This is a genomic window from Kitasatospora griseola (assembly GCF_014648555.1).
GTDB classification, from domain to species: domain Bacteria; phylum Actinomycetota; class Actinomycetes; order Streptomycetales; family Streptomycetaceae; genus Kitasatospora; species Kitasatospora griseola.
The window spans coordinates 1-17457 of record NZ_BMRI01000050.1; the positions used below are offsets into that span (position 1 = coordinate 1).

18 protein-coding genes and 1 rRNA gene are annotated in these 17457 nt (G+C 71.5%); 12 read left to right on the plus strand and 7 right to left on the minus strand.

Features of this window, described 5'->3' with window-relative positions; translation table 11 throughout:
* The first annotated feature begins 121 nt into the window (after positions 1-121).
* A 5S ribosomal RNA gene (gene rrf, locus IEZ12_RS34465) occupies positions 122-238 on the plus strand.
* Positions 239-337: 99 nt separating this feature from the next.
* On the opposite strand, the gene IEZ12_RS34470 is transcribed toward rrf, so the two are convergent.
* A complete protein-coding gene (locus tag IEZ12_RS34470) occupies positions 338-1111 on the minus strand; it encodes a glucose 1-dehydrogenase (protein WP_189277940.1) in 774 nt (257 codons plus the stop codon).
* A gap of 97 nt (positions 1112-1208) precedes the next feature.
* Here IEZ12_RS34470 and IEZ12_RS34475 point away from each other — a divergent pair, with 97 nt between their 5' ends.
* From IEZ12_RS34475 to pstB, 9 genes are all read left to right on the plus strand, one after another.
* On the plus strand, positions 1209-1844 hold the full coding sequence (locus IEZ12_RS34475; RefSeq protein WP_189277942.1) for a TetR/AcrR family transcriptional regulator: 636 nt from the start codon (positions 1209-1211) through the stop codon (positions 1842-1844).
* Between the two features lie 30 nt (positions 1845-1874).
* Complete coding sequence (gene mshD, locus IEZ12_RS34480; protein ID WP_189277944.1) at positions 1875-2795, plus strand: mycothiol synthase; 921 nt, start codon at positions 1875-1877, stop codon at positions 2793-2795.
* 286 nt (positions 2796-3081) lie between these two features.
* Positions 3082-5454, plus strand: a complete 2373-nt coding sequence (locus IEZ12_RS34485) for an RNA degradosome polyphosphate kinase (RefSeq protein WP_189277946.1) — start codon at positions 3082-3084, stop codon at positions 5452-5454.
* Positions 5455-5545: 91 nt separating this feature from the next.
* On the plus strand, positions 5546-6616 hold the full coding sequence (locus IEZ12_RS34490; protein WP_189277948.1) for a CHAD domain-containing protein: 1071 nt from the start codon (positions 5546-5548) through the stop codon (positions 6614-6616).
* A 38-nt stretch (positions 6617-6654) separates the two neighbouring features.
* Positions 6655-7179, plus strand: a complete 525-nt coding sequence (locus IEZ12_RS34495; protein WP_189277950.1) for an NUDIX hydrolase — start codon at positions 6655-6657, stop codon at positions 7177-7179.
* Between the two features lie 230 nt (positions 7180-7409).
* Positions 7410-8543: a phosphate ABC transporter substrate-binding protein PstS gene (gene pstS / locus IEZ12_RS34500; protein WP_189277953.1), complete on the plus strand. Its 1134-nt coding sequence runs from the start codon at positions 7410-7412 to the stop codon at positions 8541-8543.
* Positions 8544-8710: 167 nt separating this feature from the next.
* The gene (pstC, locus tag IEZ12_RS34505; RefSeq protein ID WP_189277955.1) at positions 8711-9694 is read left to right on the plus strand and encodes a phosphate ABC transporter permease subunit PstC; all 984 of its coding nucleotides are present in this window, start codon (positions 8711-8713) and stop codon (positions 9692-9694) included.
* A gap of 73 nt (positions 9695-9767) precedes the next feature.
* Positions 9768-10847, plus strand: coding sequence for a phosphate ABC transporter permease PstA (gene pstA, locus IEZ12_RS34510; RefSeq protein ID WP_189277957.1), 1080 nt, complete (start codon positions 9768-9770; stop codon positions 10845-10847).
* Positions 10848-10888: 41 nt separating this feature from the next.
* Positions 10889-11665: a phosphate ABC transporter ATP-binding protein PstB gene (gene pstB, locus IEZ12_RS34515; RefSeq protein WP_043915557.1), complete on the plus strand. Its 777-nt coding sequence runs from the start codon at positions 10889-10891 to the stop codon at positions 11663-11665.
* A gap of 142 nt (positions 11666-11807) precedes the next feature.
* On the opposite strand, the gene IEZ12_RS34520 is transcribed toward pstB, so the two are convergent.
* Both IEZ12_RS34520 and IEZ12_RS34525 read right to left on the minus strand, forming a co-directional pair.
* On the minus strand, positions 11808-12803 hold the full coding sequence (locus IEZ12_RS34520; protein WP_189277959.1) for an inorganic phosphate transporter: 996 nt from the start codon (positions 12801-12803) through the stop codon (positions 11808-11810).
* Between the two features lie 5 nt (positions 12804-12808).
* Positions 12809-13429 (minus strand): DUF47 domain-containing protein, encoded by a 621-nt coding sequence (locus tag IEZ12_RS34525; protein ID WP_035864866.1) that lies wholly within the window; start codon positions 13427-13429, stop codon positions 12809-12811.
* Between the two features lie 253 nt (positions 13430-13682).
* On the opposite strand from IEZ12_RS34525, the gene IEZ12_RS34530 reads away from it, so the two are divergent.
* The gene (locus IEZ12_RS34530) at positions 13683-14039 is read left to right on the plus strand and encodes a metal-sensitive transcriptional regulator (protein ID WP_189277961.1); all 357 of its coding nucleotides are present in this window, start codon (positions 13683-13685) and stop codon (positions 14037-14039) included.
* 34 nt (positions 14040-14073) lie between these two features.
* On the opposite strand, the gene IEZ12_RS34535 is transcribed toward IEZ12_RS34530, so the two are convergent.
* Both IEZ12_RS34535 and IEZ12_RS34540 read right to left on the minus strand, forming a co-directional pair.
* Complete coding sequence (locus IEZ12_RS34535; protein ID WP_043915560.1) at positions 14074-14253, minus strand: hypothetical protein; 180 nt, start codon at positions 14251-14253, stop codon at positions 14074-14076.
* A 121-nt stretch (positions 14254-14374) separates the two neighbouring features.
* Positions 14375-15205 carry an SCO4651 family lipoprotein gene (locus IEZ12_RS34540; protein WP_189277963.1) on the minus strand — a complete coding sequence of 277 codons (831 nt, stop codon included), beginning with the start codon at positions 15203-15205 and terminating at the stop codon, positions 14375-14377.
* 150 nt (positions 15206-15355) lie between these two features.
* Between IEZ12_RS34540 and IEZ12_RS34545 the strand changes: the two genes are divergently transcribed.
* On the plus strand, positions 15356-15553 hold the full coding sequence (locus IEZ12_RS34545; protein WP_189277994.1) for a hypothetical protein: 198 nt from the start codon (positions 15356-15358) through the stop codon (positions 15551-15553).
* A 61-nt stretch (positions 15554-15614) separates the two neighbouring features.
* Here the strand turns inward: IEZ12_RS34545 and IEZ12_RS34550 are convergent, their stop codons facing one another.
* Both IEZ12_RS34550 and IEZ12_RS34555 read right to left on the minus strand, forming a co-directional pair.
* A complete protein-coding gene (locus tag IEZ12_RS34550) occupies positions 15615-16352 on the minus strand; it encodes a phosphatase PAP2 family protein (protein ID WP_189277965.1) in 738 nt (245 codons plus the stop codon).
* Positions 16353-16529: 177 nt separating this feature from the next.
* A partial coding sequence (locus IEZ12_RS34555) for a bifunctional lytic transglycosylase/C40 family peptidase (protein ID WP_229848567.1) occupies positions 16530-17457 on the minus strand: 928 nt, incomplete at its 5' end.

Here is a 17457-nt window from a genome sequence, read left to right on the forward strand (position 1 = left end):
TTGACCGGTACTAATAGGCCGAGGGCTTGTCCTCAGTTGCTCGCGTCCACTGTGTTGGTTCTGAAACCACGAACAGAGCCCCGTTCATCGAACGGGTTCCGGTTCGACAGTTTCATAGTGTTTCGGTGGTCATAGCGTGAGGGAAACGCCCGGTTACATTCCGAACCCGGAAGCTAAGCCTCACAGCGCCGATGGTACTGCAGGGGGGACCCTGTGGGAGAGTAGGACGCCGCCGAACAATTATTCAGGGAAAGCCCCTCGCCTTTACGGCGGGGGGCTTTTTCGCATTCCTGGACTTTCGGAGACTCGGGCCGGAGCGGATCAGGGCGCCCGGAGGTCAGAGGCGGGAGCCGCCGGTGGCGTCGATGGTCTGGCCGGTGATCCAGCGGGCGTCGGGGGTGGCGAGGAAGGCGACGATGTCGGCGATGTCGTCCGGTCGGCCGATTCGGCCGAGGGCGGAGAGGCCGGCGGCGTGGGCCTGGGCGGCAGGGTTGTCGCGGAGCCAGTGGGCGTTGACGTCGGTGTCGACGATGCCGGGGCGGACGGAGTTGGCGGTGATGCCGCGGGGGCCGAGCTGGGCGGCGAGGTTGAGGGTGAAGTTGTCGAGGGCGCCCTTGGTGGCGTTGTAGGCGGTGATCTCGGGCATGGCGATCCGGGCGACGCCGCTGGAGATGTTGATGACGCGCCCGCCGTCACGGAGCCGGGGCAGGGCCTGCTGGGTGAGGAAGAACGGGGCGCGGACGTTGACCGCGAAGACCTCGTCGAACTCGGCCTCGGTGAGCTCGGCGAGGGCGGAGCTGCGGCCGATGCCGGCGTTGTTGACCAGGATGTCGAGCTTGCCGTCGGGGGTGTACTCGTGGCCGGCCCGGTCGAAGGCGTCCCAGAGCCGGGCGGCGTCGCCGTGGCTGCCGAGGGGGGCGTGGACCAGGAAGGCGCGGCCGCCGTCGGCGTGGATCTTCTTCAGCACGGTGGTGGCGGCGTCGTGGTCGCGGGCGTAGCCGATGGCGACGGTGGCGCCGTCCTGGGCGAGGCGTTCGGCGATGCCGCGGCCGATGCCGCGGGAGGCGCCGGTGACCAGGGCGATCTTGCCGTCAAGTGCACGTGCAGACATGGTGGTTGACCCATCTCTCAATTCTTGAGTGACCGTTCAAGAAAGAACGTAGCACGGGTCGGCGCACTTTTTGAGTGACCGCTCTAAAATGGGCGCCATGACGACGACTGCAGGCGCGAGGCGGGGCCGTCCGCCGGCCTTCGACCGGGCGGCGGTGCTGACGGCGGCGACCAGGCTGTTCTGGGAGCGGGGCTACCAGGCGACCTCGGTGGGCGAGCTGACCGGGGCGATGGGGATCAAGCCGGGCAGCCTCTATGCGGCGTTCGGCGACAAGGAGTCGCTGTTCCGCGAGGTGGTGCGGGCGTACCAGCAGTCCCCGGCGGGCGTGTTCGTGGGGGTGGCGTTCGCGGAGGAGCCGACCACCCGGGCGGCGTTCGTCCGGATCCTGCGGGAGGCGGCGCGGGTCTACTCGGATCCGGCGCACCCGGCGGGCTGCCTGGTGATCAGCGCGGCCGCCAACGTCGCCGCCCAGGACGACGAGGTGGCGGTGTTCCTGCGGGACGTGCGGGCGGCGAACCTGGTCGGCTTCGAGGAGCGGCTGACCACCGCGAAGCGGCTCGGGGAGCTGCCGGCCGACGCGGATCCGACCGCGTTGGCGCGCTACTTCGGCGCCGTCCTGCAGGGCATGTCGCAGCGCTCCCGGGACGGCGCGGACACGGCGGAGCTGACGGCGACGGCCGAACTGGCGATGGCGGCCTGGCCCGTGGCGGGCACCGGCACGACGGCCTCCTGAAAGCGGGTCGGAGGACGTACGCTCGGCAGTATGCAGACTGCTGAGAACACGTCAGGTGGGGGCCGGGTCGAACGCGTCGAGGTGCTGACGGCGGAGCAGGCCGAGGCGGTGCGGGAGTTGCTGGCGGAGGCGGCCCGGACGGACGGCCGGGAGGCGGTATCGGAGGCGGGCCGGCTGCGCATCCGCCCGGACCGCCCCCGTCCGGGGGTGCGGCACCTGGTGCAGTTGGCGGACGGCCGGGTCACGGGATACGCCCAGGTCGAGGGCGAGCACCCGGGAACGGTCGAGCTGACGGTGGCCCCGTCCGAGCGCGGCCGGGGCCTGGGCGGGGCCCTGGTGCGCGCGGTGCTGGACGGGGCGGACGGCGAGCTGAACTTCTGGGCGCATGGCGGCCTGCCGGCCGCCCGGCACCTCGCCGACGCCCACGGTGCGGTGCTGGTGCGGGAGTTGCGGCAGATGCGGCGCACCGCCGAGGCGCCGGAGCCGGTGTCGATGCCGGCCGGCGTCGAGCTGCGGACCTTCGAACCGGGCCGGGACGAGCAGGCCTGGCTGGCGCTCAACGCGCTGGCGTTCGCGCACCATCCGGAGCAGGGCTCCTGGACCGAGCAGGACCTCGCGGAGCGGATGGCCGAGCCGTGGTTCGACCCGAAGGGCTTCTTCCTGGCCGAACGGGACGGCAGGCTGGTCGGCTACCACTGGACGAAGATCCAGCCGGACGGCCTGGGCGAGGTCTACGTGGTCGGCGTGGACCCGGCGGAGCAGGGCGGCGGCCTGGGCAAGGCGCTGACCGCGGCGGGCCTGCGGCACCTGATCCTGGAGCGCGGGCTGCCCACCGTGATGCTGTACGTGGACGCGGACAACGCGGCGGCCGTCCGGGTGTACGAGCGCCTGGGCTTCGCCGTCCACGAGGTGGACCTGATGTACCGCTGGGAGCCCTCGGCAAGCCGCTGAGCCGGGCGGTCGCCGGGCGGACGGGGCCGTCCGGTAACCGCCACAGGGGTGACGGACTCAGCTTTCCTCCCGGCCATGCGGTGTTTACCGTGGATTCAATTGGCGCCGCGAAGATCACAGAATGTCGTCCGTATTGCCCCGTCCGCGTCACCGCTCCACCTGCCGCCCGGCCGGGCCGGTTCCGGCTGCGCCGGGTGGGTGGTCGTGGGTCGACGAGGACGATCAGCATGCGGAGGCGTGTCCTTCGTCCCGCCGGGACCGCGTCCTGCAGGAGGAGCTGGAACTGATGAGCATCCCGCGCCCCGTCCCCGATTCGGCCGTCGCCGAGTCCAGCACCGAGCAGAAGCCGGCCGTCCGGTCCGGCGGGAAGGCCGGGTCCCGGGCCGGCGGCAGGGCCGCGGCCAAGGATCCGGTGAAGGACCCGGCCGAGGATCCGGCGAAGGAGGCGAAGCCGCGGTCCGCGGCGCGCGCCAAGGCCGAGCCGGCGGCGCCGGCCGAGCAGGCGCGGGCGACCTCCGCACTGCCGGCCGCGGTGGCGTCGGCGTTCCTGGCGGGTGGCGCGGACGGGCACGGCGCGGAAGAGGCGGAGTTGCCGCAGGGCCGGTTCCTGGACCGTGAGCGCAGCTGGCTGGCGTTCAACGAGCGGGTGCTGGAGCTCGCCGAGGACCCGAACATCCCGCTGCTGGAACGGGCCAAGTTCCTGGCGATCTTCGCCTCCAACCTGGACGAGTTCTTCATGGTGCGGGTGGCGGGGCTGAAGCGCCGGATCGCCACCGGGGTCGCCCAGCGGTCGGCGTCGGGGCTGCAGCCGCGCGAGGTGCTGGACCTGATCTGGCGCCGCTCGCGCGAGCTGATGGCCCGCCACGCGGCCACCTTCCAGCAGGAGGTGCTGCCGGACCTGGCGGCCGAGGGCATCGAGCTGGTGCGCTGGCCGGACCTGGCGGAGACCGAGCAGGCCCGCCTGCACACGCTGTTCCGGCAGCAGATCTTCCCCGTCCTGACGCCGCTGGCCGTCGACCCGGCGCACCCGTTCCCGTACATATCGGGGCTGTCGCTGAACCTGGCGGTGGTGGTGCGCAACCCCGTGTCGGGGCACAAGCACTTCGCCCGGGTGAAGGTGCCGCAGCTGCTGTCGCGCTTCCTGGAGGCCTCGCCGCAGCGGTACGTGCCGCTGGAGGACGTGATGGGCGCGCACCTGGAGGAGCTGTTCCCGGGGATGGAGGTGCTCGCCCACCACGCGTTCCGGGTCACCCGCAACGAGGACCTGGAGGTGGAGGAGGACGACACCGAGAACATCCTGAAGGCGCTGGAGAAGGAGCTGATGCGGCGCCGCTTCGGGCCGCCGGTGCGCCTGGAGGTCGAGGAGTCCATCGACCCGTACATCCTGGACCTGCTGGTGCGGGAGCTGAACATCACCGAGGCGGAGGTCTTCCCGCTGCCCGGCCCGCTCGACCTGACCGGCCTGTTCGGCATCGCCGACCTGGACCGGCCCGAGCTGCGGTACCCGAAGTTCGTGGCGGGCACCGCGCGCGGCCTGATCGACGTGGAGTCGGCCTCCCAGCCGGACATCTTCGCCGCGATGCGCGAGCGCGACGTGCTGCTGCACCACCCGTACGACTCGTTCTCCACCTCCGTGCAGGCGTTCCTGGAGCAGGCGGCCGCCGACCCGCACGTGCTGGCGATCAAGCAGACGCTGTACCGCACCTCCGGCGACTCGCCGATCGTGGACGCGCTGATAGACGCCGCGGAGTCCGGCAAGCAGGTGCTGGTGCTGGTGGAGATCAAGGCGCGCTTCGACGAGCAGGCCAACATCAAGTGGGCCCGCAAGCTGGAGGAGGCCGGCTGCCACGTGGTGTACGGCCTGATCGGGCTGAAGACGCACTGCAAGCTGTCGCTGGTGGTCCGCCAGGAGGGCGACACACTGCGCCGCTACTCGCACGTCGGCACCGGCAACTACCACCCGAAGACCGCCCGGCTGTACGAGGACCTGGGGCTGCTGACCTCCGACCCACAGGTCGGCGCGGACCTCTCCGACCTGTTCAACCGGCTGTCCGGCTACTCGCGCCGCGAGTCGTACCGGCGGCTGCTGACCGCGCCGCGCGGGCTGCGCGACGGCCTGGTCGCCCGGATCAACGGGGAGATCGCCCACCACCGGGCCGGCCGGCCCGCCTTCGTCAAGATCAAGGTCAACTCGATCGTCGACGAGGTGGTCATCGACGCCCTGTACCGGGCCTCGCAGGCCGGAGTGCCGGTGGACGTGTGGGTGCGCGGCATCTGCGCGATCCGGCCGGGCGTGCCGGGCCTGAGCGAGAACGTCCGGGTGCGGTCGATCCTCGGTCGGTTCCTGGAGCACTCCCGGGTGTTCGTGTTCGGCAACGGCGGCGACCCGGAGGTGTGGATCGGCAGCGCCGACATGATGCACCGCAACCTGGACCGCCGGATCGAGGCGCTGGTCCGGGTCACCGACCCGGCGCACCGGGCCGAACTGAACGGGCTGCTGGACCTCGGTGTCTCCGACGAGACCGACTCCTGGCACCTCGGCCCGGACGGCGCCTGGATCCGCCACGCACAGGACGCCGAAGGCCGCCCGCTGCGGCACGTCCAGGACCTGCTGATCGACTCACGCCGCCGCAACCGCGGCTCCGCCGCCGCACGCTGAGCGGCACCCCGCCCGCGCCGGGAGCCTCCCGGCGCGGGCGGCATGCAGCCCCGGGGCAGGCCCGGGGAGGGAATCGGGGAGAGCCACAGCCATGACCGATGCGCCGACGACGGCCCCGGTGGCGCGCGCCGCGACCGCCGGGGAGGTCCTTGCCGGCTACCTGACCGCCCAGGCGGGCGTGTTCCTGCGCGCCCTGCCGCAGGCGGTCGGCGAGGCCGGGTCGAGACCGGGGGCGCTCCCGGCGTCGGCACAGGCCGCGGACGACCTGCTGCGCGCGGTGCGCCGGATCGGCGGAGCCCTGCACACCTTCGCGCCGGTCTTCGACCCGGCGTGGGCGCAGGAGTCGCGCACCGAACTGCGCTGGCTGATCGACCTGCTCGCGCAGGAACCCGGCTACCGGCGGCGCGCCGACCGGCTGCTCGGCGCCCTCGACTCGCTGGCCGACACCTCCCCCGACGGGGCCGGCATGCTGGCCGGCCACCCGGGCGCGCCGAAGGCCCGGGCGCTGCTGGAACGCCAGCTGACGCTGGCCCGCACCCGCGCGCACACCGCGCTGCTGCAGGAGCTGCGCTCGGCCCGGCTGCACGCGCTGGCCGACCGGATGACGCTGCTGGCCGGCGAGGTGCCGCTGGTGCCGGAGGCCGCCGCAGAGCCGGCGGTGACGCTGCTCCCGCGGACCGCGGCGGCACTGGGCGCGCTGGTCGCGGCGGCCGAGCGGCTGCCGTGGCAGCGCTCCGCGCAGGCGTACGCCGGGGCCGGGCTGCACCGGCTGGGCGCGGCCGGGACGGAGCCGGACATGGTGCCGGCGCCGCGCGGCGCGGCGGACGCCGACGTGGCGCTCGCGGCGGACGACGCGCCGTGGCTGCGGGCCCGGATCCTGGTGAAGCGGGCCCGGTACGCACTGGAGGTGTGCAGCGCGCCGGACGGCGAACTGCTGGAGCTGGACCGGGTGCTGGGCCTCCATCAGGAGGCGTCGGACGCGGCGGTCACGGTCGCCACGGCCGCCCGCACGCCGCGGATCACCCCGGCGACGGCGTACGTGCTGGGTGTGGTGCACGCCGATCAGCGGCTGGACGTGGAGGCCGCCCGGTACGCTTTCGGGCGCCAGTGGCCGGCGGTGGCGCCCGGGCTGGCCGGCCCGGCCGCGGTGGTGTCGGACTGAACCCTCGATCCCCTCTCCGGACGGACCGCGTGCCGCAGTTGCCCGATCACCCCGCCCCGTCCGCCCGAGCCCGGGCGGGCGGCGCCCGCACCGACCGCCGTCCGGCGGCCGGCGCCCGGTCGACGGTGCTGGCGGCGGGCGCGGTGCTGTGGGTGCCGGGGCCGCTGCGCAAGGACGGCAGCCGCAAGAAGCCGCGGGTGGCGCTGGTGCACCGGCCCAAGTACGACGACTGGAGCCTGCCGAAGGGGAAGCTCGACCCGGGCGAGGGCTGGCGGACCGCGGCGCTGCGCGAGGTGCGGGAGGAGACCGGGATGCGCTGCGTGCTGGGCCCGGAGCTGCCGACCCAGCACTACCTCGTGCAGGGCCGGCCGAAGGAGGTCCGGTACTGGGCGGCGGTGCCGACCGGCGGGGCGTTCCGGCCGAACCGCGAGGTGGACCGGCTGGAGTGGCTGCCGCCGCGGCGGGCCAAGGAGCGGCTGACGCACGCCCGCGACCGGGTGCTGATCGACGCGCTGCTGGAGCTGCTGCTCGACCGGGAGCCGGGCCCCGTCCCGCACGGGTGAGGCGCGGTCCCGCGGCCGGGTGATCTGCCCGCGCCCGACCTGTGACGCAACCGTTACTACCGGCCAAGGTTTCCTGACATCCGTCCGAGGTTCACTCCCCGTTCATTTGCGACGGGCTGACGCGTCACCTGTTCTGCCTAACTTCGGGTTTACCGGAGGGCCGGAAGGGCCCCGGACCACAGCAAATCCGGTCGTTCGGAGACCGGTATTGCCTCAGAAAGGGACACCCTGTGAACCTGCGGAACGGCCGCTCCAAGGCCCTCGCCATCGGTGCCGTCGCGCTCGTCTCCACGCTGTCGCTGTCCGCGTGCGGCACGGACGACAACACCAAGACCACCGCGGGTGGCTCGTCCTCCGGGGCCCCGGCGGCCGCCAAGATCGCCTGCGCCGACAAGGGCGGCCAGCTGCTGGCGGCCGGCTCGACCGCGCAGACCCCGGCGATCGACGTCTGGAAGGCCGCGTACAGCGCCGCCTGCTCCACCACCAGCCTGACCTACAGCGGTGGCGGCTCCGGTGCGGGTGTCACCCAGTTCAACCAGGGCAAGATCGCCTTCGCCGGTTCCGACGGCGCCCTGAAGCAGTCCGAGATCGACGCCTCGAAGGCCGTCTGCACCGGTGGCCAGGGCATCGACCTGCCGATGGTCGGCGGCCTGATCTCGATCGTCTTCAACGTCGAGGGTGTCGACAAGCTGGTCGTGGACGGTCCGACCCTGGCGAAGATCTTCGACTCGCAGATCACCAAGTGGAACGACCCGGCGATCGCCGCCCTGAACCCGGGTGTCAACCTGCCGGCCGCCGACATCCAGGCGATCCACCGCTCCGAGGACTCCGGCACCACCCAGAACCTGACCGCCTACCTGGCCAAGGCCGGCGGCGGCAACTGGAAGTACCCGGCCGCCAAGGCGTGGGCGGGCCAGGGCGGCCAGTCCGCGAACGGCTCCGCCGGTGTCGCGGCCCAGGTCAAGCAGGTCAAGAACTCGATCTCCTACGTCGAGCTGTCCTACGCCCAGACCAACAAGCTGAACAGCGCCGCCATCGCCACCGGCGCCGCCAAGCCGGTCGAGGCCACCGCCGCCAACGCCGCCACCTCGCTGGCCAACGCCAAGGTCGTCGGCACCGGTGCGGACCTGGCGCTGGACATCGACTACGCGACCAAGGCCGAGGGCGCCTACCCGCTGACCCTGGTCACCTACGAGATCGTCTGCGACAAGGGCAACAAGGCCGAGACCCTGCCGGCCCTGAAGTCCTTCCTGAACTACACCGTCAGCGACGCGGGCCAGCAGGCCATCGGCGCGGTCGGCTACGTGCCGCTGCCGAAGGAGCTCGCCGGCAAGGTGAAGACCCAGATCGACGCCCTCGCCTGAGGCTGAGCGACGACCGGCCGGGCGGCCCCCGAAGGAGGGGGAGGGGCCGCCCGGCCGGGCCGCGCACGGATCGCACCACCGCACCACCCACCACCAGAACGTCCGGGGCACCGCCGCCAAGGTGCCGCCCTCCGCGGGGCAGCGCCGCCAGACCGGAGTAAACGATCATGACTTCTTCCTCCCCCGCCGACGCGCGGGGACGGACCCCACGACGCCGCGGCGACAGCCGCCGCGGTGACGCCGTGTTCTTCAACCTCTCCCGCGGTGCGGGTGTCCTGCTGCTGGTCGTCATGGCCGCCATCGCAGGCTTCCTGACCTACCGCTCGGCCCTCGCCCTGGGCAAGAACGAGGGCAACTTCCTCACCACCTTCGAGTGGACGCCGGACGCCGTGAAGCCGGTGTTCGGCATCGCCGTGCTCACCTTCGGCACCCTGGTCAGCGCGCTCATCGCGATGCTCATCGCGGTCCCGGTCGCGGTCGGCATCGCGCTGTTCATCTCGCACTACGCGCCGCGCCGGATCGCCCAGCCGTTCGCCTACCTGGTGGACCTGCTGGCCGCCGTCCCGTCGATCGTCTACGGCCTGTGGGGCGTGCTGTTCCTGGTGCCGCACATGAACGGCCTGACCAGCTGGATGGACCAGTACCTCGGCTGGACGTACATCTTCGACCAGTCCAGCTCCGGCGTCCCGGCGCGCAACCTGTTCACCGTCGGCATCCTGCTGGCGATCATGGTGCTGCCGATCATCACCGCCGTCACCCGCGAGGTGTTCCGCCAGGTCCCGCGGATGCACGAGGAGGCGGCGCTCGCGCTCGGCGCGACCCGCTGGGAGATGGTCCGCACCGCGGTGCTGCCGTTCGGCCGCCCCGGCATCATCTCCGCGTCGATGCTCGGCCTGGGCCGCGCGCTCGGCGAGACCATCGCGGTCGCCACCGTGCTGTCCACCAACAGCAAGCTCTCGCTGCACCTGCTCGACCCGGGCGGCGGCACCTTCGCCGAGAACATCGCGCTGAAGTTCAACGAGGCCCAGCCGCTCGGCCGGGACGCGCTGATGGCCTCCGGCCTCGTCCTGTTCGTGATCACGCTGCTGGTGAACGGCGCCGCCCGCGTCATCATCGCCCGCCGCAAGGAGTACTCGGGGGCCGCCGCATGAGCGAGCGAAGTGAGTTCATCATCAAGAGGTGCGCGTGCGCGAAGCGCTCGCCGAGCGCCGGCGAGGTGGGCGCATGAGCACCACCGTCACCGTCACCGACGCCACTCCTCCGCAGCTCAGCCACCGGCTGACCGCGGCCCGGCTGCCCCGCTGGGCGCCCGCCGGCATCGCCGGGGGCTCGATCGTCCTCGGCTGCGCCGTCGGTGCCGTCGCCGACCTCAAGAGCCACCTGCAGTGGGGCCTGATCTCCGCCCTGCTCTTCCTGGTCGCCAGCTACGCCGTCTCGGCCTCGGTCGAGGGCCGCCGGCAGGCCAAGGACCGCTTCGCCACCTCGCTGGTGTGGGTCGCCTTCATCTGCGCCGTGGTGCCGCTGGTCTCGCTGACCTTCTACACCGTGCAGCAGGGCATCGGGGCGATCACCCCCGAGTTCCTCAGCCACTCGATGAAGGGCGTCGTCGCCACCCTCAGCCCGGACGGCGGCATCTACCACGCCATCATCGGCACCGTCGAGCAGGTCCTGCTGGCCACCCTGATCGCCGCGCCGATCGGTCTGCTCACCGCCGTCTACCTGGTGGAGTACGGCCGCGGCCGGCTCGCCAAGGCGGTCACCTTCTTCGTCGACGTGATGACGGGCATCCCGTCGGTCGTCGCCGGTCTGTTCATCCTCTCGCTCTGGAACATCCTCCTCGGCTTCGAGTACTCCGGTTTCTCCGGCAGCCTCGCGCTGGCGATCCTGATGATGCCGGTCGTGGTCCGCTCGACCGAGGAGATGCTCAAGCTCGTCCCGAACGAGCTCCGGGAAGCCTCGTACGCGCTCGGCGTGCCGCGCTGGAAGACCATCCTGCGGATCGTCCTCCCCACGGCCATCGGCGGAATCACCACCGGTGTGATGCTGGCGGTCGCCCGCATCACCGGTGAGACCGCCCCCGTGATGATGCTGGTGTTCGGCGCCGACTTCATCAACAGCGACCCGTTCAACGGGCCTCAGCAGTCGCTGCCGCTCTACATCTGGCAGCAGTACTCGCAGGTCAACAACGAGTTCGGCTACTCGCGCGCCTGGGGCGCGGCGCTGGTGCTGATCGCCTTCGTGATGGGGCTCAACCTCATCGCCCGGGGCATCGCACGCTGGCGCTCGCCCAAGGGCGGACGCTGACACCGACTGACGTACGAACAGACGAGAGAAGACGAAAGATCATGGCCAAGCGCATCGACGTCAGCGGACTGTCCGCCTACTACGGCTCCACCCGCGCCATCGAGGACATCTCGATGACCATCGAGCCCCGCTCGGTGACCGCGTTCATCGGCCCCTCCGGCTGCGGCAAGTCCACCTTCCTGCGCACCCTCAACCGGATGCACGAGGTGATCCCCGGCGCCCGGGTCGAGGGCAAGGTGATGCTCGACGACGAGAACCTGTACGGCGCGAACGTCGACCCGGTCGCCGTCCGCCGCTCGGTCGGCATGGTGTTCCAGCGGCCCAACCCGTTCCCGACCATGTCGATCTACGACAACGTGGTGGCCGGCCTGCGGCTGGCCGGCGTGAAGAAGAAGTCCGTCCTGGACGGCGTGGTGGAGCGGTCCCTGCAGGGCGCCAACCTCTGGAACGAGGTCAAGGACCGCCTGAACAAGCCCGGCGCGGGCCTGTCCGGCGGCCAGCAGCAGCGCCTGTGCATCGCCCGGGCGATCGCGGTCGAGCCCGAGGTGCTGCTGATGGACGAGCCCTGCTCGGCCCTCGACCCGATCTCCACCCTCGCCATCGAGGACCTGATCGGCGAGCTGAAGTCGCAGTTCACCATCGTGATCGTGACCCACAACATGCAGCAGGCGGCGCGCGTCTCCGACCGCACCGCGTTCTTCAACCTGGCGGGCGTCGGCCAGCCCGGCAAGCTGATCGAGCTGGACGACACCCAGCGGATCTTCTCCAACCCGTCGGTCCAGGCCACCGAGGACTACATCTCCGGCCGCTTCGGCTGACCGGCCCCGCCGCCTCCCGGCGGCGGAGCGCACCAGCTGCTCCGCGGTGCTGCATGGCGGTGCCGCCGCGGAGCCGACGAAGGGCCCGCCCCCGTGCTGTGGGGGCGGGCCCTTCCGCCGTACTGCCGTGCCGGAGCCCGGTCTAGAGGACCAGCAGGTTGGTGAGGCCGAACATCGCTGCGGCCACGATCGCCGCCGCCGGCATGGTGATGAACCAGCCCATCACGATGTTCTTCGCGACACCCCAGCGGACCGCCCGGACCCGCTTGGTGGCGCCCACGCCCATGATCGCCGAGGTGATCACGTGGGTGGTGGAGATCGGCGCCGCGTAGACGAACGAGGTGGTGTACATGACCGCGGAGGCGGTGGCCTCGGCGGCGAAGCCCTGCGGCGGGTCCAGCTCGATGATCTTCCGGCCCAGGGTGCGCATGATCCGCCAGCCGCCCGCGTAGGTGCCCAGCGAGAGCATCATGGCGCAGGAGATCTTCACCCAGATCGGGATGCCGGTGCCGGAGTGATGGCCGGAGATGGTCAGCGCCATCACCACGATGCCCATGGTCTTCTGGGCGTCCTGCAGGCCGTGCGCCAGCGCCATCGCGGCCGCCGACGCGGTCTGCGCCACCCGGAAGTTGCGCTTGGCCTTGTGCGGGTTGGCCTTCTTGAAGATCCACAGGATCGCAAGCATCACCAGGAAGCCGCCGATCAGGCCGACGATCGGCGAGATGATCATCGGAAGGATGATCTTATCGATCACCCCGTGCCAGATCACTTCGGTACCGCCGGCCAGCGCCGCGCCCACCATGCCGCCGAACAGCGCGTGCGAGGAGGAGGACGGCAGGCCGAAGTACCAGGTCACCAGGTTCCAGGCGATGGCGCCGACCAGGGCGGCGAACAGGATCGCCATGCCCTTGGAACCGGTCGGGGTCTCGATGATCCCCTCGGAGACGGTCTTCGCCACCCCGCTGCCGAGGAAGGCGCCCGCCAGGTTCATCACCGCGGCCATCGCCAACGCCGCCCGGGGGGTCAGCGCCCGGGTGGAGACCGAGGTGGCGATGGCGTTCGCGGAGTCGTGGAAGCCGTTGGTGTACGTGAAGAAGAACGCCACGCCGACAACGACGATGAGTGCTGCCATGTCCACGGAGCTCAGGACTCCTTGACGGCGATGGTCTCCACCGTGTTGGCCACGTGCTCGAACGCGTCGGCGGCCTCTTCGAGGACGTCCACGACCTGCTTGAGCTTCAGCACCTCGATCGCCTCGTACTGGCCGGAGAACAGGTGGGCCAGCAGCTTGCGGTGGATCTGGTCCGCCTGGTTCTCCAGCCGGTTGACCTCGATCCAGTACTCGGTGAGGTTCGACATCGACCGCAGGTTGGGCATCGCCTCGGCGGTCAGCTCGGCGGCCCGGGCCAGCACCTCGATCTGCTGCTCGATGCCCTTCGGGAGGGTCTCGATGTCGTACAGCACGACCAGGTCGACGGCCTCCTCCATGAAGTCCATGATGTCGTCCAGCGAGGACGCCAGCGTGTAGATGTCCTCCCGGTCGAACGGCGTGATGAAGGACGAGTTCAGCTGATGGAAGATCGCATGGGTGGTGTCGTCCCCGGCGTGCTCGGCGGCGCGCATGCGCTCGACGATCTCCGCGCGGGCGGACACGTCCGAGCCCAGTAGTTCCAGCAGGAGCTTCGATCCGACGACAAGGTTCTCCGCCGCGGCGGCGAACATGTCGTAGAAGCTCGTCTCCTTCGGGGTCAGGCTAAAACGCACGGAAATCTCCGATGTGCGGGGTCGGTACTTGACGATGCTAGGCGCACGTATGCCGTGTCCGGGTACGGGGCTGCCGACGCGCGCCCTAAGTGTGTCCCAGGACACGCCGGTTTGCTCCCGCTCTGCACGGGGATCTCTGAGCTGACGCCCGGACGGCGGAACACCAGGCCGGTGCCGGATGTTGGAGACTGGGGGCAGCTCCCGGCGAAGGCCGGGGGAGGGCCGAGTACCGAAACCAAGAGGGCGGACCGGGATGACCACCATCGACACTCCCAGCACCGACACCGCACCGGCGTGCCACGGAGCGGCGCCGAGCGCCGGGCCCCACGGCTACAGCGGCGACAAGGAAGCGCACCTCAAGCGACTGCGCCGGATCGAAGGTCAGATCCGCGGCCTGCAGCGGATGGTCGACGAGGACGTCTACTGCATCGACATCCTCACCCAGGTCTCGGCCTCCACCAAGGCCCTCCAGTCCTTCGCGCTGGTCCTGCTGGAGGAGCACCTGGCGCACTGCGTGGCGTCCGCAGCCGCCGCGGAGGACGGCGGCGAGGAGCTGAACGCCAAGGTCGCCGAGGCCAGCGCGGCCATCGCGCGGCTGCTGCGCACCTGAGCCTCGGCGCCCCCTGACGCCCTCTGACGGCTGATCAGCCGTCCGTGTCGGACGGCCGTTCGCCGTCCCTGCGCAGCAGCACCTCGTCGATCTGCTCGGCGGCCAGCCGTTCCGCGCGGCTGGCCGAGGCGGCGATCATCAGCTCACCGGCCAGGTCGATCTCGTCCAGCGCCGTGCTGTCGTGGCCGCCGGTGCCGCTCTCCCCGGTTGCCATTGGCCTCCACCCCTTCCACGCCCCGTCCGTGTCGACCCGACCCCGTACCAGCGTAGGCAGCGGGAGGCCGGCCCACATGGCACGGACGGGCCATCTCTGGTGTCCGAAACGGGTGGGGCGGTCACTTCGGGGAGGGCGAGGGCTTCATCGACCAGAGGTCCGCGGCGGACGGCTCGGCGGCGTCCACCGGCCTGCCGAAGTCGGTCAGCGACAGCGTGGAGACCACCTTCACCTGGTCCTTCGCGGCGGTGGAGCCGGCCACCCCGGCGAAGGTGAAGTTCTCCACCACCTTGTGCAGCCGCCCCTGGCCGTCCAGCCAGACCTCGTACGGGACCTCCTTCACCGTGAAGGTCTGCCCGGCCATCCGCAGGCCGTCCGCGCCGCGGCCGCCGGTCGCGTCGGCGGCCTTCACCAGGTCCAGGGTGCCCTTGAAGTGCTTCAGCTCCACGCCGTCGACCGTCTCGCTGCCGACCAGATCGGCGGTCTGCGCGCCGCGCAGCGCGCCCGCCGCGGTCGCCGGGTCGGTGGCGCCGGAGCTCACCAGGTTGCCGTCCGGGAGCTGGCGGACGTCCAGCTTGACCCACTTGCCTTCGGGGATCTTGGCGCCGGTGTTCTGCAGGTAGACCGTGCCGGGCAGCACCACCTCGGTGATCCTCCCGTTGGTGGCGGCCCCCGGCGGGACGTCGATCTCCAGCCGGCCCAGCCGCTTCACGTAGTCGTAGCCGCCGGTGCCGTGGAACACCGCCTTCTTCTCCGCGGACTCGGTGGTCAGCTCGGTGGCGACGTGCGCCGAACCGGTGCGGCCGGTGATGTCGGCGGCGGAGCGCACCGCGGTCAGCGGGTCGGTGGACAGCTGGTCGGCCGAGCTGTCCTGGTTCTGCCCGCCGCCGGTGCAGGCGGTCAGCAGGCCGGCGAGCACGGCCGCGGTGGCGGCCCGGTTGAGCTTCTTCACGTCTTCGACAACCCCCTGGCCCCGGACGGCCCGGCCAGCAGCCGCCCCGGATGGACAGCGCGCCTGCCAGGCAAACGAGTTGGGGCGCGGAAGGTTACGCACGGCGAACTCCGGGAGACGCGTTCCGCCGTGTGGCCCGGGAGGACTACCGTGACTGCTGTGGCAGACCGGCAGCCGGAGACGACCGGCGTGGCAGCGCGGAACGACCATCGGGCCGAAGTGGTGGAGCGCGGCTCCTTCTGCTTCGCGCAGTGCGACTGCGGCTGGTTCGCCCCCGGGCGGCGCTCCCGCGACAAGGCCCGGCGGGACGCGGCCGCGCACCAGGCCGATCCGGATCCGGGCGACTGAGAGGCGCTCCCGCGGGCCCGATCCGGCGGGCCGGTTCCGGAGGGTTTGTTCCGGCCGGCTGTCAGGCGGCCAGGTCGGAGTCCCGGTCGCGGTCCCCGCGTCGGCGCAGGCGGGCCGCACGGCCGCCGGTCGGGGCGGCCGACCGGCGTCGGCCGCCGGCCGCCGCCGGGGCCTTGGCCACCACCAGCGGGCGCAGCGCCGTGCGGGACAGCGCATGGCAGAGCGGCACCAGCACGGCCATCGCGATCGGGGCGAGCAGCAGCACCACGGCGGTGGCCAGCGCGTAGCCGCCGATCACGTCGGTCGGGTAGTGCACGCCCACGTACATCCGGCAGAAGCCCTGTAGCAGGGCGAGCGCGCCGGCGGCCGCGCCGAGCTTGCGGTTGACCAGGAACAGGGCGACGGCGATGCCCATGGACATCGCGGAGTGGTCGCTGACGAAGGAGAGGGTGTCCTCCTTGCCGGGGACCAGCACGTCGATCTCGGGGTGGTCGACGAACGGGCGGGGCCGGTTCACGATGGCCGAGATCGGCAGGTTGGCGAGCTCGGAGATGGCCACCGCGATCGGCGCCCACAGCACGCCGGCGACGGCGACCGGTGCGTCGGGCCGGCGGCGGGCGCTCAGCCAGGCGGTCAGGCCGATCGCGGCCAGGCCGATCAGGATGCCGTACTCGGCGGTCCAGGCGACCAGTGAGTCCAGCCAGCCGGGCGCGTCGGCGGCCAGACTGTTGACGGCCTTGAGCAGGCCGAGGTCGGGGTCGCCCGAACCGGCTCCCGCATCGGCGAGCAGCGTGGGCACGCCGCACCTCCCTGTCCGCATCTCCGCAGTGGTTCCCGGTCCGTGCGGCCGGGTGCGGACGTCCGGCAGCCTCCTGAGTCAACGCGATCGGGGCGGTCGGGGGTTCCGTCGAAACGTGCTGTTATGCAAACTTGACTCAGCGTCCACCCCGCATGCACATGCCTAGCGGACGGTTCGTCAGCTCTTTGCCGGTCCTTGACTCGCCGTGATGGTGCCGTCGTTCTTGTTCCGGGTGGGCAGCGCGGCCGCGCCGTCCGGGGTGACCCGGGTCGCTCCGATGTAGTCCCGCTGGTTGATGGTGTCGTAGCGGACCTTGGCGCCGGTGTGCGGGGCGTCGATCATGTAGCCGCCGCCGACGTAGATGCCGACGTGGTGGATGGTGCGCGGGTCCTCCAGGTCGTTGGCGAAGAACACCAGGTCGCCGGGCCGGAGTTGGTCCCGGGACGGGTGCGGCCCGCTGTACCACTGGTCGTTGGCCACCCGGGGCAGGTCGATGCCCACGCTCTTGAACGCCACCTGGGTCAGGCCCGAGCAGTCGAACCGCCCGTCCTCCCAGGTCTGCCCGGTGCCGCCCCACATGTAGTCGATGCCGAGCTTGCTCTGCGCGAAGTAGATCGCGCCCGCGGCCTCCTTGGACAGCGCGAGCTGCACGCCCGGGTCGGGCGGCGCGGTGAACGACTTGGCCAGCGACTGGATGCTCTTCACGTACCCCTGGGTCTCCTTGTACGGAGGGATGCCCTGGTACTTGATCACCGCGTACGGCCCGGCGTTGTACGCGGCCAGCATGTTGGCCTGCGGGTCGCCCGGGACCTTCGCGACGTCCTTGGCCAGCTCGCAGTCGTAGCTGGCGGCGGAGGCGATCGCGTCGCTCGGGTTCCAGATGTCCCGCTTGCCGTCGCCGTCACCGTCGACGCCGGACGAGCTCCAGGTGCCCGGCATGAACTGCGCCAGCCCGTTCGCCCCGACCGGGCTCTTCGCGTTCGGGTCGAAACCGCTCTCCTGGTACAGCTGCGCGGCCAGCAGCGGCGCGGAGATCTCCGGGCAGAGCGCGCCCCACTTCTGGATCTGCGGTCGGTACTGCGCCGGCACCGTCCCACTGGACAGC

Bases quoted from the DNA above. Each gene is read 5' to 3' on its own strand.
- IEZ12_RS34485 (WP_189277946.1), top strand. From the start codon at position 3,082: ATGAGCATCCCGCGCCCCGTCCCCGATTCGGCCGTCGCCGAGTCCAGC.
- IEZ12_RS34470 (WP_189277940.1), bottom strand. From the start codon at position 1,111: ATGTCTGCACGTGCACTTGACGGCAAGATCGCCCTGGTCACCGGCGCC.
- IEZ12_RS34475 (WP_189277942.1), top strand. From the start codon at position 1,209: ATGACGACGACTGCAGGCGCGAGGCGGGGCCGTCCGCCGGCCTTCGAC.
- IEZ12_RS34490 (WP_189277948.1), top strand. From the start codon at position 5,546: ATGACCGATGCGCCGACGACGGCCCCGGTGGCGCGCGCCGCGACCGCC.
- IEZ12_RS34530 (WP_189277961.1), top strand. From the start codon at position 13,683: ATGACCACCATCGACACTCCCAGCACCGACACCGCACCGGCGTGCCAC.
- pstC (WP_189277955.1), top strand. From the start codon at position 8,711: ATGACTTCTTCCTCCCCCGCCGACGCGCGGGGACGGACCCCACGACGC.
- pstA (WP_189277957.1), top strand. From the start codon at position 9,768: ATGAGCACCACCGTCACCGTCACCGACGCCACTCCTCCGCAGCTCAGC.
- IEZ12_RS34535 (WP_043915560.1), bottom strand. From the start codon at position 14,253: ATGGCAACCGGGGAGAGCGGCACCGGCGGCCACGACAGCACGGCGCTG.
- pstB (WP_043915557.1), top strand. From the start codon at position 10,889: ATGGCCAAGCGCATCGACGTCAGCGGACTGTCCGCCTACTACGGCTCC.
- mshD (WP_189277944.1), top strand. From the start codon at position 1,875: ATGCAGACTGCTGAGAACACGTCAGGTGGGGGCCGGGTCGAACGCGTC.